Raw genomic sequence first — 26,765 nt, 5'->3', positions numbered from 1 at the left:
TGTCCGGATGTTATAAGAACTAACGTCCGAATAATGCAGGAACCAATGTCCGGATGTTACAGGATGCTTGTACCAAATAGGCAAGAATAATCATTCAAAAAATATCTGGTACGTTAATAAATATTGTAAACACAGGGATTTTTTATATTTGTCTCATATGCTCATATATTTTTATATTTATATATAGAAAAAATAAAAATATAAAAATGGTAAGATTATAAATTGAATAATACTTAAAAAGTTCTTTCGAAAAAGTGAGCATATGAGACAATTGTTCAAAATCCTTTATTTTACGCTGTGATTTGCGTGAACAAAAATATGAGATGTAAATATTGAGGTCTCATATTTTAGTGACGAGGTTTCCAATAAGAATCCATTCTTGCTATTCTTGCAGCTGCAAATTTGGCGTATTCTGAATTATCGTCGTTTTTATCTCTGTCATATAAGAGATCAACATCCCTTTTTATTGCGTTAACATCGATTTCAATTAGGTTATTTATTATATATTGTCTAATAATTGAAGCAGTCACCCATTCAACCAGTTGTTCTTTTAGGGCATCTTCAGGTATGTCTTCTATTGGTGTATTTTCATATGATTGATAGTTTTCATATTCGTCAATAAGCTTAAGTGCTTCATCTCTTTCTGCTAATAGATGAGCATAGTGGGTTTTGGTGATAGATTCGTATCTTCTTATGTCTGTATCTGTTAGTTCTTCTTGGCGGAGTGCTTTTATTTTTAAGAAGTATTCAGTATTATTCTCTAGATATTCTTTTACGGCTTCTTTTGGATAGTACAGGAGAGGGCGTCGTTCTTCACCTTTGTTGTGAATTTCAACTTTGTATTTTGCGAGTGATCTTGTAATATGCATCATTACGTTTTTACGTATTTGGCTATTTGATTTTTGCTTCTTTCTTATTGGTTCTAACTCGAAACGTTTTTCAGCTAAAGAGTATATCTCACTTGCTTTATATAGCTCTTGAGATTCGTCTTCGAAAGTTACAGGTAATAGGTAAGCTTCATGACCGATTTTTATTTTTTCATCTTTTTCTATATTTTTCATTTTTTCTCCTGATTTTAACTACATACCATTGACAAGCATAAATGATTGCAAACGTTTATATTACTAAAAATATCGATTTTACGCGAAAAAGTCAAGATAGATTTTGGAAATTTTGATATACAAATGTAGTTAAAAATGTAAATAAAAACCTTTACTTTTATATAACTGGTGATATACTCAAAGCATAGAACACGGTATATCGATTGAAATATGATTTGTACAGATTTAAGAAAATGCTCAGAAGGAGGAGTTGATTTTATGAATACAAAAACTATAAATTCTAAATTGTTTCAGTCCCATAAATCGGTAATAAGGGCAATGCGTAAGTATCAGAAAGAATCTAATGAAGCTAATGCTAAATTGAATACAATGATTGAAGACGTAATATATGCGCTTAATAATGATTCTGCTGTTCAGGGGAAATCCGCTAAGGAGCTTCGATGCGAAGCTGCTTTTGGGGATTTTATGGATTCTTTCCTTGAAGAAACCTCTGAACTTAATAAAATTCCCATGGCTTTGATTTATTTTGTTTATAAGATGTATTGCAATAGATTTTCTGAATATTCTTTTGATACCAAAGCACAATTTAAACATGCGCTGTTGATGTATCTTGAATTATGCGAGGATAAAAAATGGGTATTTAAGGAAGATCAGTGCAGGTGGCCTTTAAATGATGATATTCCGAAACTTCCTAAGACACTTAAAGGTATTGAAATGAAAAGGTATTATAGTGAGTTTGATAGACGTAGAGGTGTCTTGGTAAAAGTTGTTTAACTATAGCAATTGAGGTGAAATTATAGATGAATAGTATTGGTGACTGGCATTGGCTAGTCATCAGTATGGAAAGGAAAAAATATGAGCTTTGATTATGAGGAGAAAAAGATTCGCGTTGGACTAGAATATCATCCAGAAGATTGGGGAAACTCTGTCCCAAGAAAAGAAGAGGACCCTTTTGATTATTTTTACAAAATAGAAACAGATAATATTAACGCTGTCGCAAGTAGTCAAGATGAAAAAGAGGATATATCTGAGATAAGAATCAGGGAAAATGAAATAATTAGAAATGCACTTGAACCATATCTTCGTGATATCGAATGTCTAGGTATATATAATTTATCAGAAGAGCAGGTTAATGATATTGTTCTAGAAACAATAATTTCGCAGGTTGGCGATTATTGTGATGATGAAGAACGTGAAACTTACAAAGGACACTTTCGTCTTTGGAAAAAATATGGAATACAGCAAACTCGCCCTGTGACTGGAAAGCCAGCTGATGTCAGTATTATTAATAAGAACATTTGCGGATATGTACCGATTTGCATTAAAACTAGTAGAGGTTTTCGAAAGGAAACTGAATTTTACTGTAGGAATTCAGTAACAAATGCGTTAGTAAGGATTAAACAATCTATATTAAAACAAATGATTCGGGGTAAAATAATAACTGGTAATTATATAGAAGAGGTTGGTTAACTCAAGACTTATTGTTGAATAAGCGAAGCGAATTCTGCTGGAGTGGGACCTCGGCTATGCCGAGCAAGAACGGAGTGATGTGTCGTCCCACCTTATGCCCTTTTTATTCTACAGCGTAGGACCGCACAAAAATGGTACAAGATGGAGAATTCCCTTGGTGTATCGGGCTTTGCAATTTACACACCAAGGGCTTTATATGATGTTATTTGTGTGTAGACACTTACATCATGTGTAAATTATGAAAAAAAACCTCGCAAATATAGCATTTGTGATGACGCAATTTCAACATAACATGACCCATTGATGTGTCATTTACACACATATCAGATTGAGGGCAGGGTGCCCGCCTTCTTAGCGGGGATAGCCCGAAAAAAATATATGAATGGTGGTGATTTTAATTGGCTAGAGCAAAAAGGTTTACTCAAAACCCAGGTAATACTGCAATTGCATATTATAGATACAGTTCTAGTGCTCAAAAGGATACTTCTATAGATCAGCAAAGAAAGGCTGCAATAGAATATGCTCAAAAGCATGATTTAACTATTATAAAAGAATATGCTGAACCAGCCATGAGCGGAACTCGATATGACCGACCACAACTTCAATTGATGCTTAGAGAAGTTGTAAGACTTCGACCAGCATATCTAATTTTATGGAAGACAGATAGATTGTCGCGTGATCAGTATGATGGTCCTATTATAAAAAATGCACTTAGAGCAGCTGGGGTGAAAACTGTTTATGTGGCAGAGTATATTCCAGAAAATGATGAAGGCTCTGCGGTAATTATGGAATCATTATACCAAGCTATGGCGGCTCAGTTTGCTATTCAACATGCTAAGAATGTACTAAGAGGAATTGAATTTGCGCAGGAAAATTGTTTGTATTGGGGGAGAACAATATTCGGGTATAAAGGTAAACCTGATTCTAAATATGAGATTGATGAAGAGAAGGCTCCGATAGTTAGAAAGATATATAATGACTACGCGAATGGAGTACCTATGAAGACAATCGTCGATTCTCTGAATTCGTCAGGGATAAAAAGTGTTCGTAATAAAGATATGACTATTAATTCTGTTCATAGGATTCTAACGAATACTAGCTATATTGGTGAATATCATATAGGTGATACTTCTATTGCTGGTGGGATGCCCCGTATTATTGATGACGAGTTATTTTTTCAAGTGCAAAAGATGCTGAAAAAGAATAAGCGTGGTGGGGAGAGAAAAAAGTATGCTTCGGATGATAATAATACAATAGTCGATTATTGGCTAACTGATAAGCTTGTTTGTGGTTATTGTGGTGATCATTTGCATGGCATGAGTGGAACTTCAAAGCAAGGAAATCTTTACTATTATTACAGTTGTAATAATCATAGAAAGAAGAAAGATCATTGCAGTAAAAAGAATATAAGAAAAGAAAAATTAGAGGCTTATGTATTATTCTTTTTATCAGAATTGATTCAAGATAGCACTATTAGATTATCCATAGCTCAAAAATGTTATGAGTATCACGAAAATCAATCTGAAGATTTTGAAAGTTGTGAGAATGCTTTGAAAGCATCAATAGCAGATATAGATAAAAAACTGAATAATATAATGAAAGCTATTGAACAAGGTATTTTTAATGAAACGACAAGTCAGAGAATGAATGAACTTGAGGTTCAGAAGTATTCTTTATCTGAGGAAATTGAGAGAACTAAACTGCGTAAAGCAAGTAAATTGAAATTAGAGGATGTCATTAGATATCTGGATGTCTTTGCACTAGATATGAATGATACTTCGTCAAGGGCTGTGGTTCTTGATTATCTTATTGACAAGATATATGTGTATGATGATAAAATAGTCATAACTTTGTTCTATACAGATGATAGAAGAACTATTAACTATGAAGAATTAGACGATATTCTTGCTAATAGGAAAGTGATAGATGAAATTCTTAGTGGTGAGACTTTTGATATAGAACAAAATAGTAATCCAATAGCGGATACTATGTTAAAAAGTTTGATTGGCGATAATGAAGATTTTTTCGCCTTGGGGGTTCGCTGAATTATTACAGAGGTCCACTTTGATGCAGTCGGAGTTTTTGCTCCGGCTGATTTATTATGCCCTGGCCTAAGAGCGAGTCTTGACGTAGGATTGAGTACAGGAAATGATTGCCCCTGTTTTAAACATTGAGTATAATGAAAAAAGCATAGGGAACAATAGATGGGAGAAGAGGGAGTATGGCTTTAGAAGTAGTAATCATCGGCGCAAGCGGACATGGAAAAGTGATAGCGGATATTGTAAAGAAATCAGGAGATATTGTTCTGGGATTTTTGGATGATGCAATGGAGCAAGGAGATGAATTTTGCGGTTATCCGGTATTGGGAAAAGTGCCTGATTTTCCGAAATACATAGAGAAGTATTCCTTTGTAATTGGAATTGGAAATCATACAGTAAGAGAAAGAATTGCTCTTGAGCTTTCCGGTAAGAAAGCGTCTTTTTATACAGCAATCCATCCAAGTGCTCAGATTTCATCTGTTGATGTGACGATTGGGGAAGGAAGCGTTGTTATGGCCAATGCGGTAATCAACTCCGGCGCAAGAATCGGCAGACAATGTATTATTAATACGGCGGCGGTAGTAGAGCATGATAATCGTATATCAGATTATGTACATATTGCGGTTGGAGCTAAGCTTGCCGGAACTGTAGATATTGGAAAGTATAGCTGGATAGGAATCGGAGCCACGGTCTTGAATAATTTAGACATTTGCGATCGTTGTTTGGTTGGAGCGGGCGCTGTAGTGATAGAACATTTAACAAAACCGGGAACGTATATTGGCGTACCGGCAAAAAAGATAAACTGACCTGGTTAGGTTATGATAGAACTAAGTAGTTGTAGGAGATTATGAACAGTTATGGATGGTAAGAACGGTTCAAATGGACAAAAATTATTAGTGAATCGTTACGAGTTTGAAACTCAGCAAGAGTATGAACGTGCGAAGAAAGAACAAGCGGCTGCAAAATTTATTCGGCAGAAGCTTGAATTTGCTGCTCCTGAAAAGGTGTTACAGATTTACAATAAAGTGATTGATGAGAAAATGTTCGAAACTCCGGTCGGACTTGAATTTTTAAGAGAACTGCAGACACATTTAGTGAATGATCCATCTGTTCCTTCGGAACGTATTCACAATATCCCTGTGAAGACGAAGGTGGCAGAGCAAGGAGAAAGCGGTTTGGAAAAGACTTTGGAAGAAAAAAGTAAAAAGGAACCGCCGGAGGTTAGAAAATGGCATAGGAGATTTGGCGTTGTATTATTGCTGGTTTTTATTTTAATCGCAATGGTGATAGCTATGTTTGCGATTTTGGGAACGTCGGATAGTGTTACGATTCTTAATTACAAAGAACAGATTATCAACCAATATGAAGAGTGGGAGACGCAGCTTGATGAGCGGGAAAAAGCAATTCAAGAATACGAACAAAAGTATGGAATTGATTCATCGCAATCACAGAATTGACATATTTTATTGCTATGCTATTCCTAAGAAAGGTTGATATGTTATGGATAAAAAGAAGATTCTTGTTGTGGATGATGAAAGCAGGATGCGTAAGTTAGTGCGTGATTTTCTTGTGAGAAATGATTTTGACGTGATAGAAGCACAAGATGGCGAAGAAGCACTTGAAATTTTTTTTGGAGAAAACGACATTGATTTAATAATTCTAGATATTATGATGCCAAGAAGGAATGGTTATGAAGTGTGTAGTGAAATTCGTGAACATTCTAAGGTCCCGATTATCATGCTAACGGCCAAGGGTGAAGAAACAGATGAATTGCAAGGGTTTGATTTGGGGGTAGATGAATATATTTCTAAGCCGTTTAGCCCGAAAGTTCTGGTGGCAAGAGTGGAGGCGGTTCTTCGAAGAACATCGCCGGATGAAGAAGAAAAGCTGGAAATTGGCGGCATTGTAATAGATCAGGCTGCACATACGGTTCATATCGATGAGAAAAGTGTTGAATTAAGTTTTAAGGAATTTGAATTATTGACATATTTTATAAAGAATCAAGGGATTGCGCTTTCAAGAGAAAAGATTTTAAATAATGTATGGAATTACGATTATTTTGGAGATGCAAGAACGATTGATACGCATGTCAAGAAGCTTAGAAGCAAGATGGGAGATAAAGGAAATTATATCAAGACCATTTGGGGCATGGGCTATAAGTTTGAATGTGAGAGGTAACAGGTAAACTCTGCTTAGTTTTTGAGCAGAGTTTTTTATCTTAGTAGGGGTGCAATCTGCGATTAAGATAAACGCTTAGAAAAAAGCTTGTCAGGCGAGACTGGAAAGAGGTTTAGGTGGATATGATAAGAAAAAAACAATATGGATCAATCAGAACGAAAATGTTGATTATTATAATCGCGGTTGTAGTAGGAACATTAGTCTTGTGCTTGTGTTTGAATTCGCTGTTTTTAAGTACCTTTTATTCCATAAAAAAGCAAAATCTTTTGATGGAAAGTTATGAAAAGATTAATACGGCTTGTGAAAAGGGAACGCTTTATAATAATTCTTTTCAGACAACATTTGAGACAATTGCATCAAATGGTAATATTTCAATATCTGTATTGACTTCAGATTGGGATGTGGTATTAACATCGGCAAGTAATTATTCTACCATTCGCTCGCAGATTGGACAGCTTTTGTTTGATAGTACGGTGGAATCGGATGTGATAATCGAAAACGAGAATTATAGAATGGTGGTTATACAAGATGAACGTTTGCAGGAACAGTATATTGTCTTGTTTGGGACGTTAGAGGATGGAAATCAGATATTGATGCGTACACCTCTTGAGGGAATTAAAGAAAGTGTCTTGATTTCCAATCAGTTCTTACTGATTGTTGGGGCGATTTCTATCGCGGCCGGAGCATTTGCAGTTCTTTTGATAACAAAGAAAATTACCGATCCGATTTTATATCTTACGGAACTTTCAAAGAAAATGACGCAGCTTGATTTTGAAGCGAAATATGTTTCCAGACAAAGAAGAAAAAATGAAGTAGATGTTCTTGGAGAACATATGAATGATATGTCAAATCAGCTAGAGCAAACGATTGCAGAACTAAAAAGCGCCAATGTGGAATTGCAAAAAGACATAGATAAGAAAAATGAAATTGATAAGATGCGAAAGGAGTTTTTGTCCAATGTATCACACGAATTAAAAACGCCAATTGCCTTAGTTCAAGGATATGCGGAAGGCTTAAAGGAAAGTGTTGAAGATGAGGAAAATCGTGATTTTTATTGCGATGTGATTATAGATGAAGCAGCGAAAATGAACGAACTTGTAAAGAAACTTTTGACTTTAAATCAGCTTGAGTTTGGACAAAATCAGGTGGAAATGAAGCGTTTTGAACTGATGGAACTGGTTGGTGGTGTAGTGCAAAATTCAAATATTTTGGCGAAACAAGAAAATATTTCGATTGAATTTGAAAAACAAGATCCGATTTATGTATGGGGCGATGAATTCAAGATAGAAGAAGTTATTACAAATTATATGAGCAATGCGATTCACTATGCTTCTGGTGAGAAGAAGATTCGCGTTTGGGTTACCGGTGGAACAGAAAAAGTCAGAGTAAATGTGTTTAATACGGGAAGCTGTATTCCGCCCGAGGACATCGACCGAATCTGGGGAAAATTCTATAAAGTAGATAAAGCACGAACGAGAGAGTATGGAGGAAATGGAATTGGCCTTTCAATTGTTAAGGCTATTATGGATTCGCATGGTCAAAAATGTGGCGTGGAAAACCTGCAAAACGGCGTTAATTTCTGGTTCGAAATGGATTGTTCAAAAGAACAGCAAAATGTTGTTTCTTTATAACAGAAATGCTAAAATACTTTTGATAGTATAAGTTTCGCGTAATGTTCGCGCGAGGGAACGGTGATAGAGATGAGAAAAAGATGGATATGTCTTGTCGTAATTGCAGCAGTGGGGTTCATGCTTACCGGATGTGGAACGGAGATGATTTCCGTTACGGAAGAAGAAGCAGATACCATAGCAGCTTATTCGGCACATGTGATTTCGAAATATAATAAAAAAGCGGAAGATGGGCTGACAACGCCTACGGAAGAAGAGGAAGAAGCGCAAGAAGAGAGCGAAGAAACCACACAGGAGACTTCACAAGAAACATCACAAGAGGAGAAAGAGACGGCTGATCCAAGTACAGAAGGGGATGATTCGTCGGGAATTTCAACGCAAGAAGAAACACAGACCGATGAGGATTCAGAAGAGATTGCAGAGGATTCTTCGTTAGAGACAACAACTTTGGAGAATGCACTGGGAATTGACGGAATCACATTTACTTATAAGGGATATGAAGTGAAAAAGTCAGTGGAAGAGGGGTCTTATTTTTCAACAGAACCTTCCTCACCGGATAAAAGATTTGTACAAGTGACGTTTAATGCGAAAGCAAGTAAGAAAGTTGAACTTGATACGTTATCGATTGGACCGAGATTTCGGTTGACAATTAATGATTCAACGACAACCTTGTCACAGGCTACCTTATTGGAGTCGGATTTATCTACTTATTCCGGAACGATAAAGGCGGGAAAGAGCCAAAAAGTCATGCTTTTATTTGAGGTGGATAAGTCTGTAGCTAAGTCAATAGAGTCTATGTATTTAACGGTTACGGTAGAGGATACTGCGAAAAAGGTTGAATTGGAGTAAAAAGAACTTAAAAATGAGAAAAAAGAACTATTTTTTTCAAAAAAACAATTTATTTTTTTGAATGTTGTGCTATAATTTAACTAATTGTAGATTGTTTATCGGGAGGAGAGCGCACATGGATACAAATATTCTTTTGGAGAACGGAACTAATGAGCTGGAAGTTCTCGAATTTACTTTAGGAGATAATCATTATGGCATCAACGTTGCGAAGATTCGTGAAATATTAAAATACCAGCCGGTAACACCAATTCCGAATCCGCATCCAAGCGTGGAAGGCATATTTATGCCGCGTGATACCATGATTACGGTTATTAATTTGAAGACTTCACTGGGGCTTGGAGATGAAGCATTTGAAGGTCTTTTCATTATTACGAATTTCAATAAACTGAATGTAGCATTTCATGTGGATGAAGTGATTGGAATTCATAGAGTGTCATGGGCCGATATTATTAAGCCGGATCATTCCATTAATGCTAATGAGAAGGGTGTATCAACCGGTGTAATTAAGATTGAGGATAAGTTAATTGTTATTTTGGATTTCGAGAAGATTGTAACAGACATTTCGCCTGAGACAGGTCTTAAGATGTCTGATATTGAACAACTTGGAGAACGCGAAAGATCGGATGTTCCGATTGTATTGGCTGAGGATTCTCCAATGCTTAGCAAGATGATTACAGATTGTCTTAAAAAAGCAGGTTATACGAATCTTAATGTTAATGGTAATGGCAAGGAAGCATGGGATAAACTTGTTCAGTATAAGCAAGCAGGTACTATTAAGGAAAATGCAGCTTGTATTATTACCGATATTGAGATGCCGGTAATGGATGGACATCGCTTGACAAAACTTGTAAAGAGCGATGATGATTTGAAATCGGTACCTTTGGTTATTTTCTCTTCATTGGTAAATGATGAAATGAGAAGAAAAGGTGAACAATTAGGTGCTGATGCACAGCTTTCAAAACCGGAGATTGGACAGTTGGTAGAAGCAATTGATAAGTTGGTTAATCTTTAATTCAATCGTAGAAATCACTCACTTGTAAGCAATTGTATAGGTGAGGATGATAACAAACAAGTTTTTTCATAGGACGTGATTTTGGTCACGTCCTATTTTTGAGTAATAGTGGGTGGGAGGACATGTCGTGAGTCAGAACGAGGATTATTTAGACAGTCTGTTGAATTCAGTAACCAGTTTTAAGGAAGAATTAGATCTTAAATCGGGGTTAAATGACAAAAAAATAGAGAAGGAACTCGAAAGTCTGACGGATATGAATCCAAAATTCGATCCGCTTCTAGATGATATGGAGGATGATTCCTTTATTTCCGAGTTTGAAAAAGAGTTGCTTGAAGATGATGATTTGTTTCCAAATCGAAAGGCAGAATCCTCTTTTGTTCCGAATGATTTTTCAGAATCAGAGCAGGAGAAGAGTTTTTTTGAAGATATTGATAATATGATGCCATCAGATGCGCTCGATGAAAAGACCAAACAGAATTCGGTGCCGGAAATCGAGGAAGTAAATCGTGGTGAAGAATTTAAGGCAACTGAAGTGCCGGATGCGGTTGTACTTGGTGAGGAAGAACAAGTTGAACCGGAAATGCCTTTGGAAGTAAATGCGATTTCGGAGAATGAAAGCGATTTGGATGAAGCTACAGCTGAGCCGGATTTAGCCGCAATGTCTACGCCTGATTCGCAAGAAGAACAAAGTGCGCTAGAGATGGAACTTCCTGAAGGAATGGTTATGCCGGAGGATATTGGTGATGGAACGCAGACAGATGAATTGCCTAAGGAAAATGAACAGGAATTGCTTGATTTGTTGTCCGGTCTTTCTGAAAATGAAGAAATAAGCGAATTAAGTGATTTGCTTAAGGCTGATGAGGAAGATATTTTATTGGCTCCGGAAGAAACTGAGGAGGAAGTGGAGGATACGCCTGATTCTGCTTCGGATGATGCTGAAGATGCAGCTAATCTGTTAAAACAGGAAGTGGAAGAAGCTAAGTCAGAGAAGAAAGCCTTAAAGAAGAAAAAGAAAGATAAGGATAAAAAGGCTAAGAAAGAAAAGAAACAAAAAGAAAAATCGGATGAATCTTTCTTTGATCGATTAAAGCGGATTCTTTTTGGAGATGACGATGATGAAGAAGAGGAAGAAGTAGAAGTTCCGGAAGAACAGATGACGAATCTTTCAGATGAAAATCTTGAGATTCTGAAACAGTTAGATGGTGAAGAGTCATCTGAGAAAGAAGAAAAGGGAAAGAAAGACAAGAAAGATAAAAAGGAAAAGAAGAAAAAAGAAAAGAAGCCGAAGAAGGAAAAACCGCCAAAAGAAAAGAAGCCAAAGGAAAAGAAACCGAAGAAAGAAAAAAAGCCGAAGGAAAAGCTTCCGCCTGTTCCAAAAGGACCATTGATTGCAGGTGCTATTTTGGGAATTTCTATTTTTGCATTAGTATTTGTCTTTACAAATCTTACCGGAACTGAGAGAATATTGTCTAAAGCAGAAAAGGATTTTTACGCTGCTGATTATATTCAGGCTTATGAAGATATTGAGGGCATGAAGATTGATGAAAATGATGAAGAGACACAAAATCTTTATCGTAAGATTCAGTTGATGGCATTTATCTGTAAACATCGGGATAATTTCTATCTGTTTGAAAAACAAGAATTATACGAGGATGCGCTTGATTCGTTGTTAAGAGGTGCTAAGGTTTATGAAAAATATGCAGATGAAGCCAATAATCTTGAAATTGGTGATTTGTATGATACAGTAGAAGCTGAAATAGAGCAACGCTTAAGCGATACCTATCGCTTGGATCGAGCAGGGGCACAGGAGATTTATTCGCTGACAGATCGACAAGAATATACAGATAAGGTATATGAAGTCGTAGAAAGCCTGGGACTTGTCAGTAAAAAAGTGGAAAATGACAGTTAGATAAGATATTCTTTATGAATAAGAAATAATTTAGGGAAAGTCCGATACAATGATGTGTTTTATATCGTGTATTGGGCTTTTTCTGGGAAAAATGAGGTGACAAAGTATGATTGCAATCATAGATTATGATGCAGGTAATATCAGAAGTGTGGAAAAGGCATTTGATTATATTGGGGAAGAGTCTGTTTTGACCCGTGATCCCAAAGAGATATGTTCGGCGGATCACGTTGTGTTGCCGGGGGGTTGGTTCGTTTGGGACAGCAATGGAACAAATCAAACGCTTTGAACTTGACAAGGTGATTCGAGAAGTGGTAGATCATAATAAACCATTTCTTGGAATCTGTCTTGGGCTTCAATTATTGTTTGAGGGAAGTGATGAAAGTAAGGGCGTTGAAGGCCTTGGACTATTGAAAGGTACGATTAAGCGGATTCCGGATAAAGAAGGCTTTAAGATTCCGCATATTGGATGGAATTCCTTAGAGCTTATGAATGATGGCAGACTCTTTCACGATTTGCCACAACAGCCGTATGTCTACTTTGTTCATTCTTATTACTTGACAGCTGATGATGAAAGTATTGTAAAAGCCAGATGTAAGTATAATGCTACGATTGATGCATCTGTTGAACAGGGAAATATTTTTGCTTGTCAATTTCATCCGGAAAAAAGCAGTAGCATAGGTCTTTCCATTTTAAAAAATTTTGCAAATATATAAGAAAGGTTCATGAATCATGTTTACAAAAAGAATTATTCCTTGTCTTGATGTCAATAATGCAAGAGTAGTAAAGGGCGTTAATTTTGTAAATCTAATTGACGCAGGAGATCCGGTTGAGATTGCTGCAGCGTATGATAAAGCAGGCGCTGACGAATTGGTTTTTTTGGATATTACAGCATCTTCAGATCATCGCGCAACCGTTACCAAGATGGTTGAAAAGGTAGCGCAAAAAGTGTTTATTCCATTTACTGTTGGAGGTGGTATTCGAACAGTGGATGACTTTAAAGAAATTCTTAGAGCAGGAGCAGATAAAGTATCGGTTAATTCTGCAGCAATTAACAATCCGAATCTTATTGCAGAGGCTGCGGATAAGTTTGGAAGTCAGTGCGTGGTTGTAGCGATTGATGCTAGAAGAAGAAAAGACAAAAGTGGCTGGAATATATATAAAAACGGTGGTCGCATAGATACCGGAATCGATGCTTTAGAATGGGCCGAGAAGGTGGATCGTTTAGGAGCCGGGGAGATATTGTTAACCAGTATGGATTGTGATGGTACAAAAGCCGGATATGATATTGAATTGACCGCGAAAATTTCGGATATTGTATCTGGACCGGTAATTGCTTCGGGAGGTGCCGGAACAATGGATCATTTTTATGAGGCGTTAACAACCGGAAAAGCGGATGCTGCGCTTGCAGCTTCGTTGTTCCATTTTAAAGAACTAGAAATCAATGATCTGAAAAAATATTTACAGAAAAAAGGCGTAAGCGTCAGATTGTAGGGAGAAGTATGGGAGCGATTACAAATGATTGGCTCAAAGTAGTAAAGCCGGAATTGGAAAAACCATATTACAAGGAATTGTATCAATTTATGACACAGGAGTATAAAACCAGAATTATTTATCCGCCTGCTGATGACATTTTTAATGCATTTCATTTTACGCCTCTTAGCAAGGTGAAAGTGTTGATACTAGGACAAGATCCTTATCATAATGAAAACCAGGCGCATGGTCTTTCGTTTTCTGTAAAACCCGGGAATGAGATTCCGCCATCTTTAAAAAATATATATAAAGAATTAAATGACGATTTAGGACTGGCGATTCCAAACAATGGTTATCTAAGAAAATGGGCAGAGCAGGGCGTTTTGATGCTGAATACAGTGCTGACTGTTCGTGCGCATCAGGCTAATTCTCATCAAAACAGAGGATGGGAACAGTTTACAGATGCGATTATTTCGGCAGTTAATAAAGAGGACAGGCCAATTGTTTATTTACTATGGGGCGGCCCGGCGAGAAGAAAAAAATCAATGCTGAATAATCCTAAGCATTTAATATTAGAAGCATCACATCCAAGTCCGCTTTCGGCATATAGAGGATTCTTTGGATGTAAACATTTTAGTAAAGCGAATGCATTTTTAAAAGAACATGGTGTAGAACCGATTGATTGGCAAATCGAGGATTTGTAGGACTTTAGTACGAAATCTGTTGAAATGTCTAAGGAATGTCTTTATAATAGACGATATAGATAATGAATCATTGTAATGTTATTTATAAAGGACAAGGATGTCGGATTATGAAATGACTATAATTCAAAGGAGTGATCATATGTCAATTTCAGTTTCATCATTATTTTCGAGTTTATCCGGATCAAGTAGTTCTACAAACTACTTTGATTACAGTAGTCTATCGGACTATAATATGATTCGTAACGGAACCTATTATAAGCTTATGAAGTCTTATTATGCACAAGAATCATCTACTACGTCAGACTCATCTAGTGACAGCACAACAGAGACGAATGCGCTTAATCGTATGTATACGGATGCAACGAATCTTAAGAGTTCTGCACAGACTCTTTTAAGTAGTGGTTCTAAAAGTGTATTTAATAAAACAACAACAACGGATGAGGAAGGAAACAGCTCTTACGGTTATGATACCGATAAGATTTATAATGCTGTAAAGAGCTTTATAGATGATTATAACTCGGTTATTGAAGAAGGCGATAATGTTACGACGGATAATGTTACCGATCCGGTTGTTTCAATGATTAAAACAACCAAAGTCAATTCCTCTCTTTTATCGCAGCTTGGCATTACAATTGGAGATGATTATCAGTTATCAATTGATGAAGAGACATTTAAAAATGCAGATATGTCGGTTACCAAGTCGTTATTTAATGGAGCCGGATCGTATGCATATACAATAAGTTCATACGCTTCGACGGTTGCGAATAATGCATTAAATGCAACAGGAAATTATACATCTTATTCAAGTAGTGGAAGTTCTTATGTCAGTTCTTCTTCGGCACTTGGATCAGTCCTTGATACTTCAACGTAAAAGGAACAAAAGCCTTCGCTGATGCGGAGGCTTTTTTATAATGGAAAGTAAGCAATATGTTGTAAAAAAAATGAGGGAATGATAGAATGTGAACAGAAATGAAAACTCACTTTGGGGGTATAGGATGCTTGAATTTTTGGCAAGAAGAAAACCACATGATAGAAAGTACAAAAAAAGCAATAATGGGATAAAAGAAAGGACTTTAAAAAAGATGGAGAGAGATGATGTACTGTTAAAACAGATTGATGAATTCAAAGAAAAGGCTAAGCAGTTGCAAAGTCTGATAGAATCAAAGGAAAATAAAGTAATGGAACTTCAAGATATTGTGGAAGAACGTGAGGGAAAAGCCAATGATCTTGAAGAAGTAATTGCTCAAAAACAGGTAAGGGTAGATGAATTGACACAGAATTTTGAAGCCCAGATGCAAAAGGTGATAGATCTCATTGATCAAAAGATGAAAGAGATTAGTGATAAGACAGATGAGACTTTCGAAAATCTTGAAGCTAAGACAGATGAGACCTTGAATCGAGCATCTGAGCAGATGGAATCTGTTACGGACAAAATGGAAGCTAACAAAAAGGATCTTGGGGAGAAGATTCATAATGAAACGGTAAAGTCTTATCGGAATATGCAAGTTTGTTTTGACGAGTTGAATGAAAAGATTGATGCTCTATCTGAAAAAATAGAAAAACAAAAGAATGGTAAGGGTATTAGAATTGCACTTTTGATTCTTTCGATTATCACATTAGCCGGTGTAGTGGGTGTTTTGGTTCAGCAATGTGGTTTGATGTTTATTTCTTTGATGTAAAATAAAAGAGGTGTAATATAACATGGCGAAGCCAGGTAGAAAAATTATGGTAATCGGGCACAAGAATCCGGATACGGATTCCATAAGTGCCGCGATTGCCTATGCTTATTTGAAAAATGTAACATTAAATACGGATGAATACGAAGCGCGGCGAGCAGGAAAGATTAATGAAGAGACAAAGTATGTCTTGGATCGATTTCATGTAGCGGCGCCTTCTTATATCAGTGATGTTGGAACACAGGTATCAGATATCGATATCAGATTTACGCAGGGAATTGACCAGAATATGTCGTTAAAAAAGGCATGGGAAATCATGAAAAGAGACGATGTGGTAACCTTGCCGGTTACAGATGAGAATCAGTATTTGCAAGGTCTTATCATAACTGGTGATATTGCGATGTCTTATATGGATGTTTATGATAAAGGAATCATATCAGAAGCATGCACACCCTATCGAAATATTGTAGAGACGCTAGATGGGCAGATGCTTGTGGGAGATGAAAGCAAATGCTTTGATAAGGGAAATGTTCTGGTCGGAGCAGGAAATCCGGAAGCAATGGAGGAATTTATTCATGAGCATGATATGATTATTCTAGGTAATCGTTATGAATCGCAGATTTGTGCGCTTGAAAAAAAGGTAAGCTGTATGATTGTCTGTGCTAATTATAAGGTTGCATCCACAATTAAAAAGCTTGCAGAGGAAAAAGGTTGTGCTATTATTTCGACACCGTATGATACCTATACGACAGCACGATTGATTAATCAAAGTATGCCGGTTCGGCATTTTATGAGAAAAGAGAATCTTATCACTTTTGAAGAAGATAGTTATGTAGAGGAAGTTCTAGAAGTTATGTCTAAGGAAAGACATAGAGATTTCCCGATTCTAGATGGTGTCGGCAAATATATTGGTATGATTTCCAGACGTAATTTATTACAATCCAAGAAAAAACAGGTTATTTTGGTCGATCATAATGAAAAATCGCAGGCAGTGGATGGGATAGATTCGTCGGAGATACTTGAGATTATTGATCATCATAGATTGGGAAGTTTAGAGACGATGTCTCCGGTATTTTTCAGAAATCAACCTCTTGGTTCATCTTCTACGATTGTATATTTGATGTTCAAAGAAAAACATATTGAGGTACCACAGGAGATTGCAGGAATATTATGTTCCGCAATCATTTCCGATACACTTATGTATCGTTCTCCGACCTGTACGCAGGTAGATCAGGTGTGTGCACAGGAACTTGCAGCAATTGCCAAAGTTGATGTGGAAGAACTGGCAATCAATATGTTTAAAGCCGGAAGTAGTTTCGATTCTAAGACAGTTGAAGAGATATTTTATCAAGACTTTAAGACGTTTACGGTATCCGGTATAGAGTTTGGTGTTGGACAGATTAGTTCTATGTCAGAAGAGACGCTTTTGTCAGTAAAAGAACAATTGCTAAGTTATATGCCAACAGCATTAAAAGAACGTGGTCTTGATATGGTATACATGATGATGACAAATATATTAGAAGAGTCTACCGGTTTGTTAAGTTATGGTAAAGATGCAGCGGAAGTTGTAGAGAAGGCATATCAGGTAAAAGAACAAGATGGTGTGTATAAGCTTGAGGGAGTTATTTCCAGAAAGAAGCAGCTGATACCATCATTTTTAGAAGCAATGCAGGAGTAGTTTAAGTGAAAGAAAGACAAGAGTGGAAACCGGGGAATATGTTATATCCGGTTCCGGCGGTCATGGTTAGTTGTCAGCGTAAAGGAGAAGAACCTAATATTATTACGATAGCATGGTGTGGCACGGTTTGTTCGGATCCGCCGATGGTATCGATATCTGTAAGACCGAAGCGATATTCTTATGATATTATCAAAGATACCGGAGAGTTTGTCATTAATCTGGTAACAAAAGAATTGGCTTTTGCAGATGATTATTGTGGCGTTCGGTCCGGACGAGATGAAAATAAATTTAAAAAAATGCATTTGACACCGGTTGAGGTTGCACATGTTAATGCACCCGGTATTGATGAATCACCGGTGCATATTGCATGTAAGGTGAAAGAAATAATAAAGCTGGGTAGTCATCATATGTTTTTGGCTCAGGTAGTTGGAGTATCGGTAGCAAAAGAGTATATAGATGAACATGGAAAATTTCATTTAAATGATCTTAATCTTATTTCTTATTCGCATGGTGAATATTATACATTAGGAGAAAAGGTCGGTAAATTTGGATATTCTGTTCAAAAAAAGAAAAAGAAACATAGAAAGTAGGAAAGTCACTTTTGTAAATTGGTATTTGCAAAAGTGACTTTTTTTGGGAGATTGTGGAAAATTGTTAGACAAGACTACTGTCTTGTCAGTAATGTTTACATATGGTAAAATTATTTTCAATTGCACAGAGGCTTGCAAAGCGAAAGGAAGATTAATCATGAATGATATCATTGAGGAGATAAATCAATTAAAGAAAGAAAAGGATGCCATAATTTTGGCGCATTATTATGTAGAAGGCGCGATTCAACAAATTGCTGATTATGTAGGGGATTCTTATAAATTGGCACAGGTAGCGGCTCAAAACCCGGCTAAGGTGATTGTCTTTGCCGGCGTTAATTTTATGGGTGAAAGCGCGAAGATTCTTAGTCCGAACAAAAAAGTTCTTATGCCGGATCTTGAGGCAGATTGTCCGATGGCGCATATGGTAACACTTGACGATATCAAAAGAGCAAGAGAAGAATATGAAGATCTTGCTGTGGTCTGTTATATTAACTCAACGGCGCAAATCAAGACGGCATCGGATGTTTGTGTGACAAGTTCGAATGCTTTGCAGATTGTGAAAGCGCTTCCTAATAAAAATATTTTCTTTATTCCGGATTCTAATTTAGGAAATTATGTGAAACAGATGGTACCGGAGAAGAACTTTGTTGTTCATGACGGATATTGTCATGTTCATCATCATCTTACAAAAGAACAGGTAGAAAAAACGAAAGCAAAGCATCCAAATGCGCTTTTTTTAGCTCATCCGGAATGTAGAATGGAAATTCTTGAGTTAGCGGATTATGTGGGAAGCACATCGGGAATTATTCATTATGCGACAGAAAGTGAAGCGAATGAATTTATCATTGGAACAGAAAACGGAGTGTTTTATGAACTGGAAAACAAGAATCCGGATAAGAAATTTTACCCGGTAGAAGGGATGAAATTCTGTCACAACATGAAGAAGAATTCTTTGGAGAAAGTGTTGGAATGTTTAAGAGAAGAATGTGGGGAAGTACAGGTGAGTGATGAAACACGTATAAAAGCAACAAATGCTCTGGAACGTATGCTGGGACTTGCCAAATAAATGAAGTTGTCCGTGAATAAGGGCAGGAGGTATCTTATGAAAACTGATATCGTAATCGTTGGAAGTGGCTGTTCGGGGTTGTATGCAGCCTTAAATCTTCCAAAAGACAAAAAAATAACGATAATTACAAAGGCGGATCTTACGAGTAATGATTCTTATCTTGCGCAGGGCGGTATCTGCATGCTTCGTGATGAGGATGATTATGAAAGCTATTTTGAAGATACAATGAAGGCCGGGCATTATGAAAATGACAGAAATTCTGTGAAGATTATGATTCAATCGTCTCAGGACATCATTTCGGATTTGATTCACTATGGGGTTGATTTTCATCGTGATAATCAGGGGAATCTGACATTTACCAGAGAAGGCGCACATTCGAATAAACGAATACTTTTTCATGAGGATATTACGGGAAAAGAAATTACCGGCAAGTTATTGCAAAGAGTAAAGGAACTTGATAATGTCGAAATCAAAGAATATTGTACAATGGTTGATATTATCAGTCGCGGTAATCGCTGCTATGGTGTGATAGTGAGAGAAAGTGATGGTCAGGTTCATGAAATCCTGGCTAATTACACGATACTTGCTTGCGGTGGAATCGGTGGATTGTATCGCCATTCGACAAATTATCGTCATTTGACAGGAGATGCTTTGGCAATTGCATTAAAACATGGCGTAGAACTTAAAAATGTTGATTATGTTCAGATTCATCCGACAACCTTTTATTTGGAAGATTCGAATGAGCGTAGCTTCTTGATTTCAGAGTCCGTAAGAGGTGAAGGCGCAATATTGTTAAATAAAGATAAGAAAAGATTTGTCAATGAATTATTACCAAGAGATGTTGTGACACAGGCCATACTTCAGCAGATGGAAAAGGATCATATGCCGCACGTGTGGTTGTCAATGGAGAATATTCCGGTTCATGAATTGGAAGAGCATTTTCCGAATATTGTAGCTTACTGTAGAGAGAAAGGTTATAATGTTCCAAAAGAACCCATACCGGTTGTACCGGCACAGCATTATTTTATGGGCGGTATTAAGGTGGATTATTATAGTAAAACAACGATGGACCAACTTTATGCCATCGGAGAGACTGCATGCAATGGAGTGCATGGGAAGAATCGTCTTGCCAGCAATTCGCTGTTGGAGAGTCTCGTTTTTGCCAAGAGAAGCTCGCAGCAGATTGCAGAACAGTTTGAGCAGTCAAAATGTCTTGAACATCTTGGAAATGATTTTGATTTTTCGCTTTATGATGATGAAAAATATCTTGGCGAACAATATCGTAAGATGATAGAACAGGCTATGGAAAGGAGCGCTAGTTAATGTTTGATCAGGTAACTATGAAGTTAAACGTAGATCCGCTGATTCTAAGCGCATTACAAGAAGATATTACAAGTGAAGATGTAACAACGAATGCTATAATGAGAGAACCAAAGCTAGGAAACGTTGAACTGATTTGCAAGCAGGATGGAATCATCTGCGGACTTGAGGTGTTTAAACGTGTCTTTACGTTGTTAGATGAAAATGTATCATTTGAAGAATATGCCAAAGATGGAGATCGTATTCAAAATAAAACGGTGATTATGAAAATCACGGCTGATGTGAAGACACTCTTATGCGGAGAAAGAACAGCACTTAATTATCTGCAGCGTATGAGTGGTATTGCAACCTATACTTCTCAAGTTGCAGATTTGTTAAAGGGAACCAAAATTAAATTATTGGATACAAGAAAGACAACGCCAAACATGCGTATTTTTGAAAAGTATGCAGTAAAAGTTGGTGGAGGAACGAATCATCGATATAATTTATCAGACGGTATCCTGCTAAAAGATAATCATATAGCAGCTGCAGGAGGCGTGAGAAAAGCGGTTGAGATGGCTCGAGAGTATGCCCCATTTGTTCGCAAGATTGAAGTAGAAACGGAAAATCTTGATATGGTGCAGGAAGCTTTAGAAGCCGGTGCAGATATTATTATGCTGGATAATATGACGGATGAGATGATGAAAGAAGCGTGTGCGATGATTCAGCACAAAGCGCAGATTGAATGTTCAGGCAATGTGACCAAGGAAAATATTTCAAGATTATGTGATTTGGGAATTGATTTTGTTTCATGCGGTGCATTAACGCATTCGGCACCGATTATGGATCTTTCTTTGAAAAATTTAAAAACGAATATATAAAGCAAAAGCCGGTACCTATTAGGATCTGATAGGATGCCGGCTTTTATCTATTTGATTAGAATTTCCAAGAGATGATGGTAGACTTCTTCGCTTTGTGCTCTCCAGTTGGAACAAATGGATTCTGCCATTTCAATCGTCTGGACATGCATTGTTAAATCAAGATAAGTAGTGGATTGGCTGTTTAACTGGCAATTTGCATTATATCCGCCGGTTGTCTTATAATAATTGGCCACACATTGTATGTCGGAATCGTAAGGCAACTCAATGGAAGAGAAGTAGTCTTTGATTTCATCGCGAATTTCCTGTGATATTTGTTCCGGAAAGTAGGATAATGTCTCTCGTCCGGATTGTGTTATAGAATAATAAGTGTTATTATGCGTTTCCGCAAATGTAATAAACCCTGCTTCGCTAAGTTCCTGGAAAGTCACTTGTACGGTGAAATAATTAGTATAATCATGTTGTTGGAAAAAGTCGGTAATTTGGGTTCCAAGCAAAGGTTGCTTTGCTTTGTTGAGCATATATAAGATAATAAGCTTATATAGACTTTGCACTTGCGACATTAGTCATTTCCCCCTTTATAATAGATTCCTTGATAGGTATTTCTTGCTTTCATAGTTTTTTGAATTGAATTAAAAACAACTAATTTATTGGAAGTCCACTGTGGTTCAATAAGAAGATCTTTTGGGCCATCTCCTGTAAGGCGGTGAATAATACAATCAGGCGGAAGTAGTTCTAGACTGTCACATACGAGATTCACATATTCTTCGCAGCTTAATAAAGGAAAAGGATGCTGCCGGTAATACCGCCCTAGTTGTGTGTGCTTTAAGACAAAGAGCATATGGATTTTTATACCGTCCGTTCTTCGGCTTGCGAGATATTGAATGGTTGCAAGCATCTCCTCTTTGGTTTCTTCAGGTAAAGAGAAGATGACATGTGTAATTACGTTTACTCCAATCGCGTGGAGTTGGTCACATGCTTTTTCATAGTCTTTTATATGAAAGTGGGTGTTCATACGCCGGTGAGTTCTTTCGTGAATCGTTTGCAACCCTAGTTCAATCCAGACCGGTTTTATCCGATTGATTTCGTCTAGTAAAGCAATAATTTCGTCGTTTAAACAGTCCGGCCGTGTGGCAATGGATAATATTTTGATATCCGGATGAGAAATCGCTTCCGTATAAAGCGTTCTTAGACGTTCGACGGAATCGTATGTGTTGGAAAAGGCCTGGAAATATGCAATAAAGTATCTGCAATGAACTTTTTTGGACAGATTACGTTTGCCTTCTTCAATTTGCTCTGTAATGGAAGAAAAAGCAGCAGGGGCGAAATCTCCTGATCCGCCCTCGCTGCAGAATATACATCCACCGCTAGAACATGTGCCGTCACGGTTTGGACAAGTCATACCGGCATTAATGGAAATGCGGTACATTTTTTCACCATATGTGTTTTTGATATAAGCATCAAGAGAATGATAGCGCTTTTGATGCCAGGTTTCATATGCTGTCATAGTTTTATTTAATATGCTCGCGAACTGCTTTGCTTACAGCTTCCGCAACACGTGGATCAAAAGCTTCCGGCATGATGAAATCTTCGTTAAGTTCATCGTCGCTGACAAGGTTGGCAAGCGCTTCGGCTGCTGCAAGTTTCATTTCTTCTGTTATCTGACTAGCGCGACCTTCCAGCGCCCCTTTAAAGATTCCAGGGAAGGCAATGACGTTGTTAACCTGATTTGGAAAATCACTTCTTCCGGTTCCGACAACTTTGGCTCCGGCTTTTTTAGCAAGATCAGGCATGATTTCAGGTGTTGGATTGGCCATTGCAAAAATAATAGCATCTTTATTCATTGAAGAAACCATTTCCGGTGTGACTATGTTTGGCGCAGAAACACCGACAAAGATATCAGCACCTTTTAAAGCATCGGCAAGTGTACCGGTCTTGTTTTCAAGATTTGTAACCTGGGTCATTTCTTTTTGCATCCAGTTAAGACCATCGTAATCTTTATGAAGAATTCCATTAATATCGCACATGGTTGCATGTTTAAAGCCATATCGAAGAAGAAGCTTGGTAATTGCAATTCCGGCAGAGCCTGCTCCGTTGACAACAATCTTACAGTCTTCTTTCTTTTTGCCTGTTACACGAAGAGCATTGATGATTCCGGCAAGAACAACGATGGCTGTGCCATGCTGGTCATCATGAAATACAGGGATGTTCAAAGTTTCTTTTAAACGTTTTTCGATTTCGAAACAACGAGGTGCTGAAATGTCTTCTAGGTTAATGCCGCCATAATTTGGAGCAAGATAAGTGATTGTTTTTACGATTTCGTCAACATCTTGTGTATCAAGACAGATTGGTACTGCATTAACGCCGGCGAATTCTTTAAAAAGTACACATTTTCCTTCCATAACCGGCATACCGGCAAGTGCACCTATGTTGCCAAGTCCTAGTACGGCGCTTCCGTCAGAAATAACAGCGACAGTATTTGCTTTCATGGTATATGTGTAAGCATTTTCCGGATCGTTTTTTATTTCGATACAAGGCGCAGCAACACCTGGGGTGTATGCGATTGATAAGTCCTCTCTGGTATTGACAGGACTTTTGGAATTGATGCATAATTTACCGTTCCATTTTTTGTGTGCTATAAGGGCTTTTTCGTTCAAATCCATGATAAATGATCTCCTTTTTATTTTCTAATTCCATCTGAGTTATAATAGCATACCAAAATAAAAACCTCAATGAGTGGAACGGATAAAAAGTAACAAGTTCATTTCCAATTTTGGGGAAATAGTGGTAGAATAAAACAGATTGATTGAAAAGGAAGAAAATGTTTATGAAAGCATGGCAACATTTAAAAACCGTAATGCGTCATAAGCGTTTGGTCAGACAGGGCTGTTTTAAGGTTGGACTTTACAGACAAGGCATCTTTCACGACCTGTCCAAATTTTCACCTACCGAATTTATGGTGGGAGCAAAATATTTCCGGGGTGATGTCAGTCCCAATAATATTGAGCGGCAGGAGAAAGGGCTGTCTTATTCCTGGCTTCATCATAAAGGACGAAATAAACATCACATTGAATACTGGATTGATTTTGGATTTGAACCGGGTCAAACACTTGTGGGGATGAGGATTCCCGAGAAATATGTGGTAGAGATGGTAATGGACCGTATTGCGGCTTCGAAAGTTTATCAAAAAGAAAAGTATACCGATGCAAGCTCGCTGCAATATTACCTGAGAGGAAAAGACCATTTGGTAATGCATGATGAGTCGCGACAGTTATTAGAACATATGCTTAAGTTACTCGCACAACAAGGCGAGGAAGCTTTGTATGAATATATTCGAAAAGAAGTATTAAACAGATGAGGAGAAAAGAATCATGATTGATGGAAAAAAAGTATTATTTAGCGGAATGCAATCAACAGGTGATTTAACATTGGGAAATTACCTTGGAGCTTTAAATAATTGGGTGTCTTTGAGTGAGGAATATGAATGTTTTTATTGCGTTGTAGATGAGCATTCTATTACAGTAAGACAAGAACCGGCAGAACTTAGGAAGAGAGCAAGGAATCTATTGGCATTATATATTGCTGCTGGACTGGATCCTAAGAAGAATTGTATTTATTATCAGTCTCATGTATCTGGTCATGCAGAGCTTGCTTGGATTCTCAACTGTTATACATATATGGGTGAACTTAATCGGATGACGCAGTTTAAAGATAAATCCGCTAAACATGCTGATAATATCAATGCCGGTTTGTTTACGTATCCGGTACTTATGGCTGCAGATATTCTTTTATATCAGACGGATGTTGTTCCGGTTGGAGCAGATCAAAAGCAGCATCTGGAATTAACCAGAGATATTGCACAAAGATTTAACAGTATTTACGGCGATGTCTTTACGATTCCGGAGCCATATTTTGGTAAAGCAGGACGCAAAATTATGTCCCTTCAAGAACCGGATAAAAAGATGTCGAAGTCTGATGAGAATAAAAACGCTAGCGTGTACCTGATGGATAATCCGGATACAATACGAAGAAAGTTCAAACGAGCAGTAACAGATTCTGTGGGCATTGTTCAGTATAGTGATGAACAGCCGGGAGTTAAGAATCTTTTGGATATTTATTGCGCTTGTACGGAAAAAACAACGGAAGAAGCGGTTAAAGAATTTGCAGATGGTGGATATGGACAACTTAAAGAGGCCGTTGCAGAAGAAGTTGTTGCTAGGTTAAAACCGCTTCAGGATGAATTTGACAGAATTATAAAAGATAAAGAATACTTAAACGGTATCATTAAAGAAAATGCAGAAAAAGCGCAGTATTTTGCAAATAAAACACTACGCAAAGTGCAAAAGAAAGTAGGATTTCCGGAGAGAATCAGATAATATTCATATCTTGTGGTATCGGACAATAAAACTTTAGATGCTTTTGGGTGATGGGATGGTCAAATTCAAGACCGGATGAATGAAGTGCGACCCGATTGATATAAGTATAATCCGGATGATAAAGATAATCACCGGGTAATGGATGCCCAATATGCTTCATATGTACACGTATTTGGTGCGTGCGGCCGGTTTCTAGCTGCAAAGCTATATAAGATAAGTCTTTATCGGAATGATAGGCGAGAGAGCGATAATGTGTGACCGCTCTTTCGCCGTTTTTTGTATCTACACATCTTGTGATTGTGGAATGAACCTCTCTGGAAATTGGTGCATCAATCACACCCTCGCCTTCAAGTCTTCCACAAACAAGTGCTTCATAAGTCCGATGAAGGCGTCTGTTTTTGGCGGCATTGTATAAGACACTTGCAGAAAATGGATTTTTGGCAATGATGGTAAGACCTGTGGTATCACGGTCTAGCCGGTTGATGCATCGAAAAACAAAAGATTGATTTTGCTGTTGATAATAATAAGCTACAGCATTTGCCAGCGTATTGTCATAATTTTTGTATGAGGGATGTGTTGGCATACCGCTTGGTTTATTTATAACTAATAAATCGTCATCTTCGTATACAATGTCAAGTGGAAGCTTAATCGGAATGATTTTATCAGAAGATTCCTCTTCGTTTAGGGTAAGAGTTAGGATGTCGCCTGTCGATACTGATTCGCGAGTATAAGCCCAGATGTTGTTTTTTACAATGCCATTTGGTGTCTTTTTTAAAGCCACGATGACTTTGTGGGAAAAACCTTTGCTACGGATGAATTGTTCGATTGTCATATTGTTGAATTTTTCTTCAATTTTATAAATAAGTGTGCGTTTCATGTATC

The 26,765-nt window shown here is 37.3% G+C and carries 26 protein-coding genes and 1 pseudogene; 22 read left to right on the top strand and 5 right to left on the bottom strand.

Features of this window, described 5'->3' with window-relative positions; all coding sequences use genetic code 11:
• Positions 1-347 precede the first annotated feature (347 nt).
• The gene (locus BLS20_RS04355) at positions 348-1,061 is read right to left on the bottom strand and encodes a hypothetical protein (protein ID WP_090172580.1); all 714 of its coding nucleotides are present in this window, start codon (positions 1,059-1,061) and stop codon (positions 348-350) included.
• 258 nt (positions 1,062-1,319) lie between these two features.
• Between BLS20_RS04355 and BLS20_RS04350 the strand changes: the two genes are divergently transcribed.
• The 20 genes and pseudogenes from BLS20_RS04350 (at position 1,320) to nadC (ending at position 21,510) form a co-directional block, all read left to right on the top strand.
• Positions 1,320-1,835, top strand: coding sequence for a hypothetical protein (locus BLS20_RS04350; protein ID WP_090172578.1), 516 nt, complete (start codon positions 1,320-1,322; stop codon positions 1,833-1,835).
• Positions 1,836-1,916: 81 nt separating this feature from the next.
• On the top strand, positions 1,917-2,531 hold the full coding sequence (locus BLS20_RS04345; protein ID WP_090172576.1) for a hypothetical protein: 615 nt from the start codon (positions 1,917-1,919) through the stop codon (positions 2,529-2,531).
• 398 nt (positions 2,532-2,929) lie between these two features.
• Positions 2,930-4,576, top strand: a complete 1,647-nt coding sequence (locus BLS20_RS04340) for a recombinase family protein (protein ID WP_090172574.1) — start codon at positions 2,930-2,932, stop codon at positions 4,574-4,576.
• 176 nt (positions 4,577-4,752) lie between these two features.
• Positions 4,753-5,376, top strand: a complete 624-nt coding sequence (locus BLS20_RS04335) for an acetyltransferase (RefSeq protein ID WP_090172572.1) — start codon at positions 4,753-4,755, stop codon at positions 5,374-5,376.
• 51 nt (positions 5,377-5,427) lie between these two features.
• Positions 5,428-6,027, top strand: coding sequence for a hypothetical protein (locus BLS20_RS04330; protein ID WP_090172570.1), 600 nt, complete (start codon positions 5,428-5,430; stop codon positions 6,025-6,027).
• A gap of 43 nt (positions 6,028-6,070) precedes the next feature.
• The gene (locus BLS20_RS04325; protein ID WP_090172568.1) at positions 6,071-6,748 is read left to right on the top strand and encodes a response regulator transcription factor; all 678 of its coding nucleotides are present in this window, start codon (positions 6,071-6,073) and stop codon (positions 6,746-6,748) included.
• A gap of 122 nt (positions 6,749-6,870) precedes the next feature.
• On the top strand, positions 6,871-8,379 hold the full coding sequence (locus BLS20_RS04320; RefSeq protein WP_090172566.1) for a sensor histidine kinase: 1,509 nt from the start codon (positions 6,871-6,873) through the stop codon (positions 8,377-8,379).
• Positions 8,380-8,448: 69 nt separating this feature from the next.
• Positions 8,449-9,225: a hypothetical protein gene (locus tag BLS20_RS04315; RefSeq protein ID WP_090172563.1), complete on the top strand. Its 777-nt coding sequence runs from the start codon at positions 8,449-8,451 to the stop codon at positions 9,223-9,225.
• A gap of 115 nt (positions 9,226-9,340) precedes the next feature.
• Positions 9,341-10,237, top strand: a complete 897-nt coding sequence (locus tag BLS20_RS04310) for a chemotaxis protein (protein WP_090172561.1) — start codon at positions 9,341-9,343, stop codon at positions 10,235-10,237.
• A 127-nt stretch (positions 10,238-10,364) separates the two neighbouring features.
• On the top strand, positions 10,365-12,146 hold the full coding sequence (locus BLS20_RS04305; protein ID WP_090172559.1) for a hypothetical protein: 1,782 nt from the start codon (positions 10,365-10,367) through the stop codon (positions 12,144-12,146).
• 106 nt (positions 12,147-12,252) lie between these two features.
• Positions 12,253-12,859, top strand: a pseudogene (gene hisH / locus BLS20_RS04300) (imidazole glycerol phosphate synthase subunit HisH).
• 16 nt (positions 12,860-12,875) lie between these two features.
• Positions 12,876-13,637 (top strand): imidazole glycerol phosphate synthase subunit HisF, encoded by a 762-nt coding sequence (gene hisF, locus BLS20_RS04295; protein ID WP_090172557.1) that lies wholly within the window; start codon positions 12,876-12,878, stop codon positions 13,635-13,637.
• Positions 13,638-13,645: 8 nt separating this feature from the next.
• Positions 13,646-14,320 carry a uracil-DNA glycosylase gene (locus BLS20_RS04290; RefSeq protein WP_090172555.1) on the top strand — a complete coding sequence of 225 codons (675 nt, stop codon included), beginning with the start codon at positions 13,646-13,648 and terminating at the stop codon, positions 14,318-14,320.
• A 139-nt stretch (positions 14,321-14,459) separates the two neighbouring features.
• Positions 14,460-15,191, top strand: coding sequence for a hypothetical protein (locus BLS20_RS04285; RefSeq protein ID WP_090172553.1), 732 nt, complete (start codon positions 14,460-14,462; stop codon positions 15,189-15,191).
• Positions 15,192-15,327: 136 nt separating this feature from the next.
• Positions 15,328-15,999 carry a hypothetical protein gene (locus BLS20_RS04280; protein WP_143010221.1) on the top strand — a complete coding sequence of 224 codons (672 nt, stop codon included), beginning with the start codon at positions 15,328-15,330 and terminating at the stop codon, positions 15,997-15,999.
• A gap of 22 nt (positions 16,000-16,021) precedes the next feature.
• Positions 16,022-17,674: a putative manganese-dependent inorganic diphosphatase gene (locus tag BLS20_RS04275; RefSeq protein ID WP_090172550.1), complete on the top strand. Its 1,653-nt coding sequence runs from the start codon at positions 16,022-16,024 to the stop codon at positions 17,672-17,674.
• 38 nt (positions 17,675-17,712) lie between these two features.
• Positions 17,713-18,264, top strand: a complete 552-nt coding sequence (locus BLS20_RS04270) for a flavin reductase family protein (RefSeq protein ID WP_090172627.1) — start codon at positions 17,713-17,715, stop codon at positions 18,262-18,264.
• A 157-nt stretch (positions 18,265-18,421) separates the two neighbouring features.
• Complete coding sequence (gene nadA / locus BLS20_RS04265; RefSeq protein WP_090172548.1) at positions 18,422-19,330, top strand: quinolinate synthase NadA; 909 nt, start codon at positions 18,422-18,424, stop codon at positions 19,328-19,330.
• Positions 19,331-19,366: 36 nt separating this feature from the next.
• Entirely contained in the window at positions 19,367-20,653 is a 1,287-nt protein-coding gene (locus BLS20_RS04260) for an L-aspartate oxidase (RefSeq protein ID WP_090172546.1), read from the top strand.
• On the top strand, positions 20,653-21,510 hold the full coding sequence (gene nadC, locus BLS20_RS04255; protein ID WP_090172544.1) for a carboxylating nicotinate-nucleotide diphosphorylase: 858 nt from the start codon (positions 20,653-20,655) through the stop codon (positions 21,508-21,510). The genes BLS20_RS04260 and nadC overlap by 1 nt, the downstream gene beginning before the upstream one ends.
• Positions 21,511-21,557: 47 nt before the next feature.
• Here nadC and BLS20_RS04250 read toward each other — a convergent pair whose 3' ends face one another.
• From BLS20_RS04250 to BLS20_RS04240, 3 genes are read right to left on the bottom strand one after another with little or no spacing between them, the layout of a single operon-like run.
• Positions 21,558-22,070 (bottom strand): DUF4364 family protein, encoded by a 513-nt coding sequence (locus BLS20_RS04250; RefSeq protein WP_090172542.1) that lies wholly within the window; start codon positions 22,068-22,070, stop codon positions 21,558-21,560.
• Entirely contained in the window at positions 22,070-23,014 is a 945-nt protein-coding gene (mnmL, locus tag BLS20_RS04245; RefSeq protein ID WP_090172540.1) for a tRNA modification radical SAM protein MnmL/YtqA, read from the bottom strand. The genes BLS20_RS04250 and mnmL overlap by 1 nt, the downstream gene beginning before the upstream one ends.
• Positions 23,015-23,018: 4 nt before the next feature.
• A complete protein-coding gene (locus tag BLS20_RS04240) occupies positions 23,019-24,170 on the bottom strand; it encodes an NAD(P)-dependent malic enzyme (RefSeq protein WP_090172538.1) in 1,152 nt (383 codons plus the stop codon).
• Between the two features lie 164 nt (positions 24,171-24,334).
• Here BLS20_RS04240 and BLS20_RS04235 point away from each other — a divergent pair, with 164 nt between their 5' ends.
• Both BLS20_RS04235 and trpS read left to right on the top strand, forming a co-directional pair.
• Positions 24,335-24,865 carry a DUF5662 family protein gene (locus tag BLS20_RS04235; RefSeq protein WP_090172536.1) on the top strand — a complete coding sequence of 177 codons (531 nt, stop codon included), beginning with the start codon at positions 24,335-24,337 and terminating at the stop codon, positions 24,863-24,865.
• 13 nt (positions 24,866-24,878) lie between these two features.
• Positions 24,879-25,883 carry a tryptophan--tRNA ligase gene (trpS, locus tag BLS20_RS04230; protein ID WP_090172534.1) on the top strand — a complete coding sequence of 335 codons (1,005 nt, stop codon included), beginning with the start codon at positions 24,879-24,881 and terminating at the stop codon, positions 25,881-25,883.
• Here the strand turns inward: trpS and BLS20_RS04225 are convergent.
• Entirely contained in the window at positions 25,876-26,715 is an 840-nt protein-coding gene (locus BLS20_RS04225; RefSeq protein WP_341443185.1) for an RluA family pseudouridine synthase, read from the bottom strand. The two genes, trpS and BLS20_RS04225, sit on opposite strands and share 8 nt — an antisense overlap.
• Between the last annotated feature and the right edge of the window lie 50 nt (positions 26,716-26,765).

This window comes from Eubacterium oxidoreducens (assembly GCF_900104415.1).
Lineage (GTDB): Bacteria > Bacillota > Clostridia > Lachnospirales > Lachnospiraceae > Eubacterium_C > Eubacterium_C oxidoreducens.
Note: the sequence above shows the minus strand (reverse complement) of the source record. Positions and strands in the feature narration are given on the sequence as shown.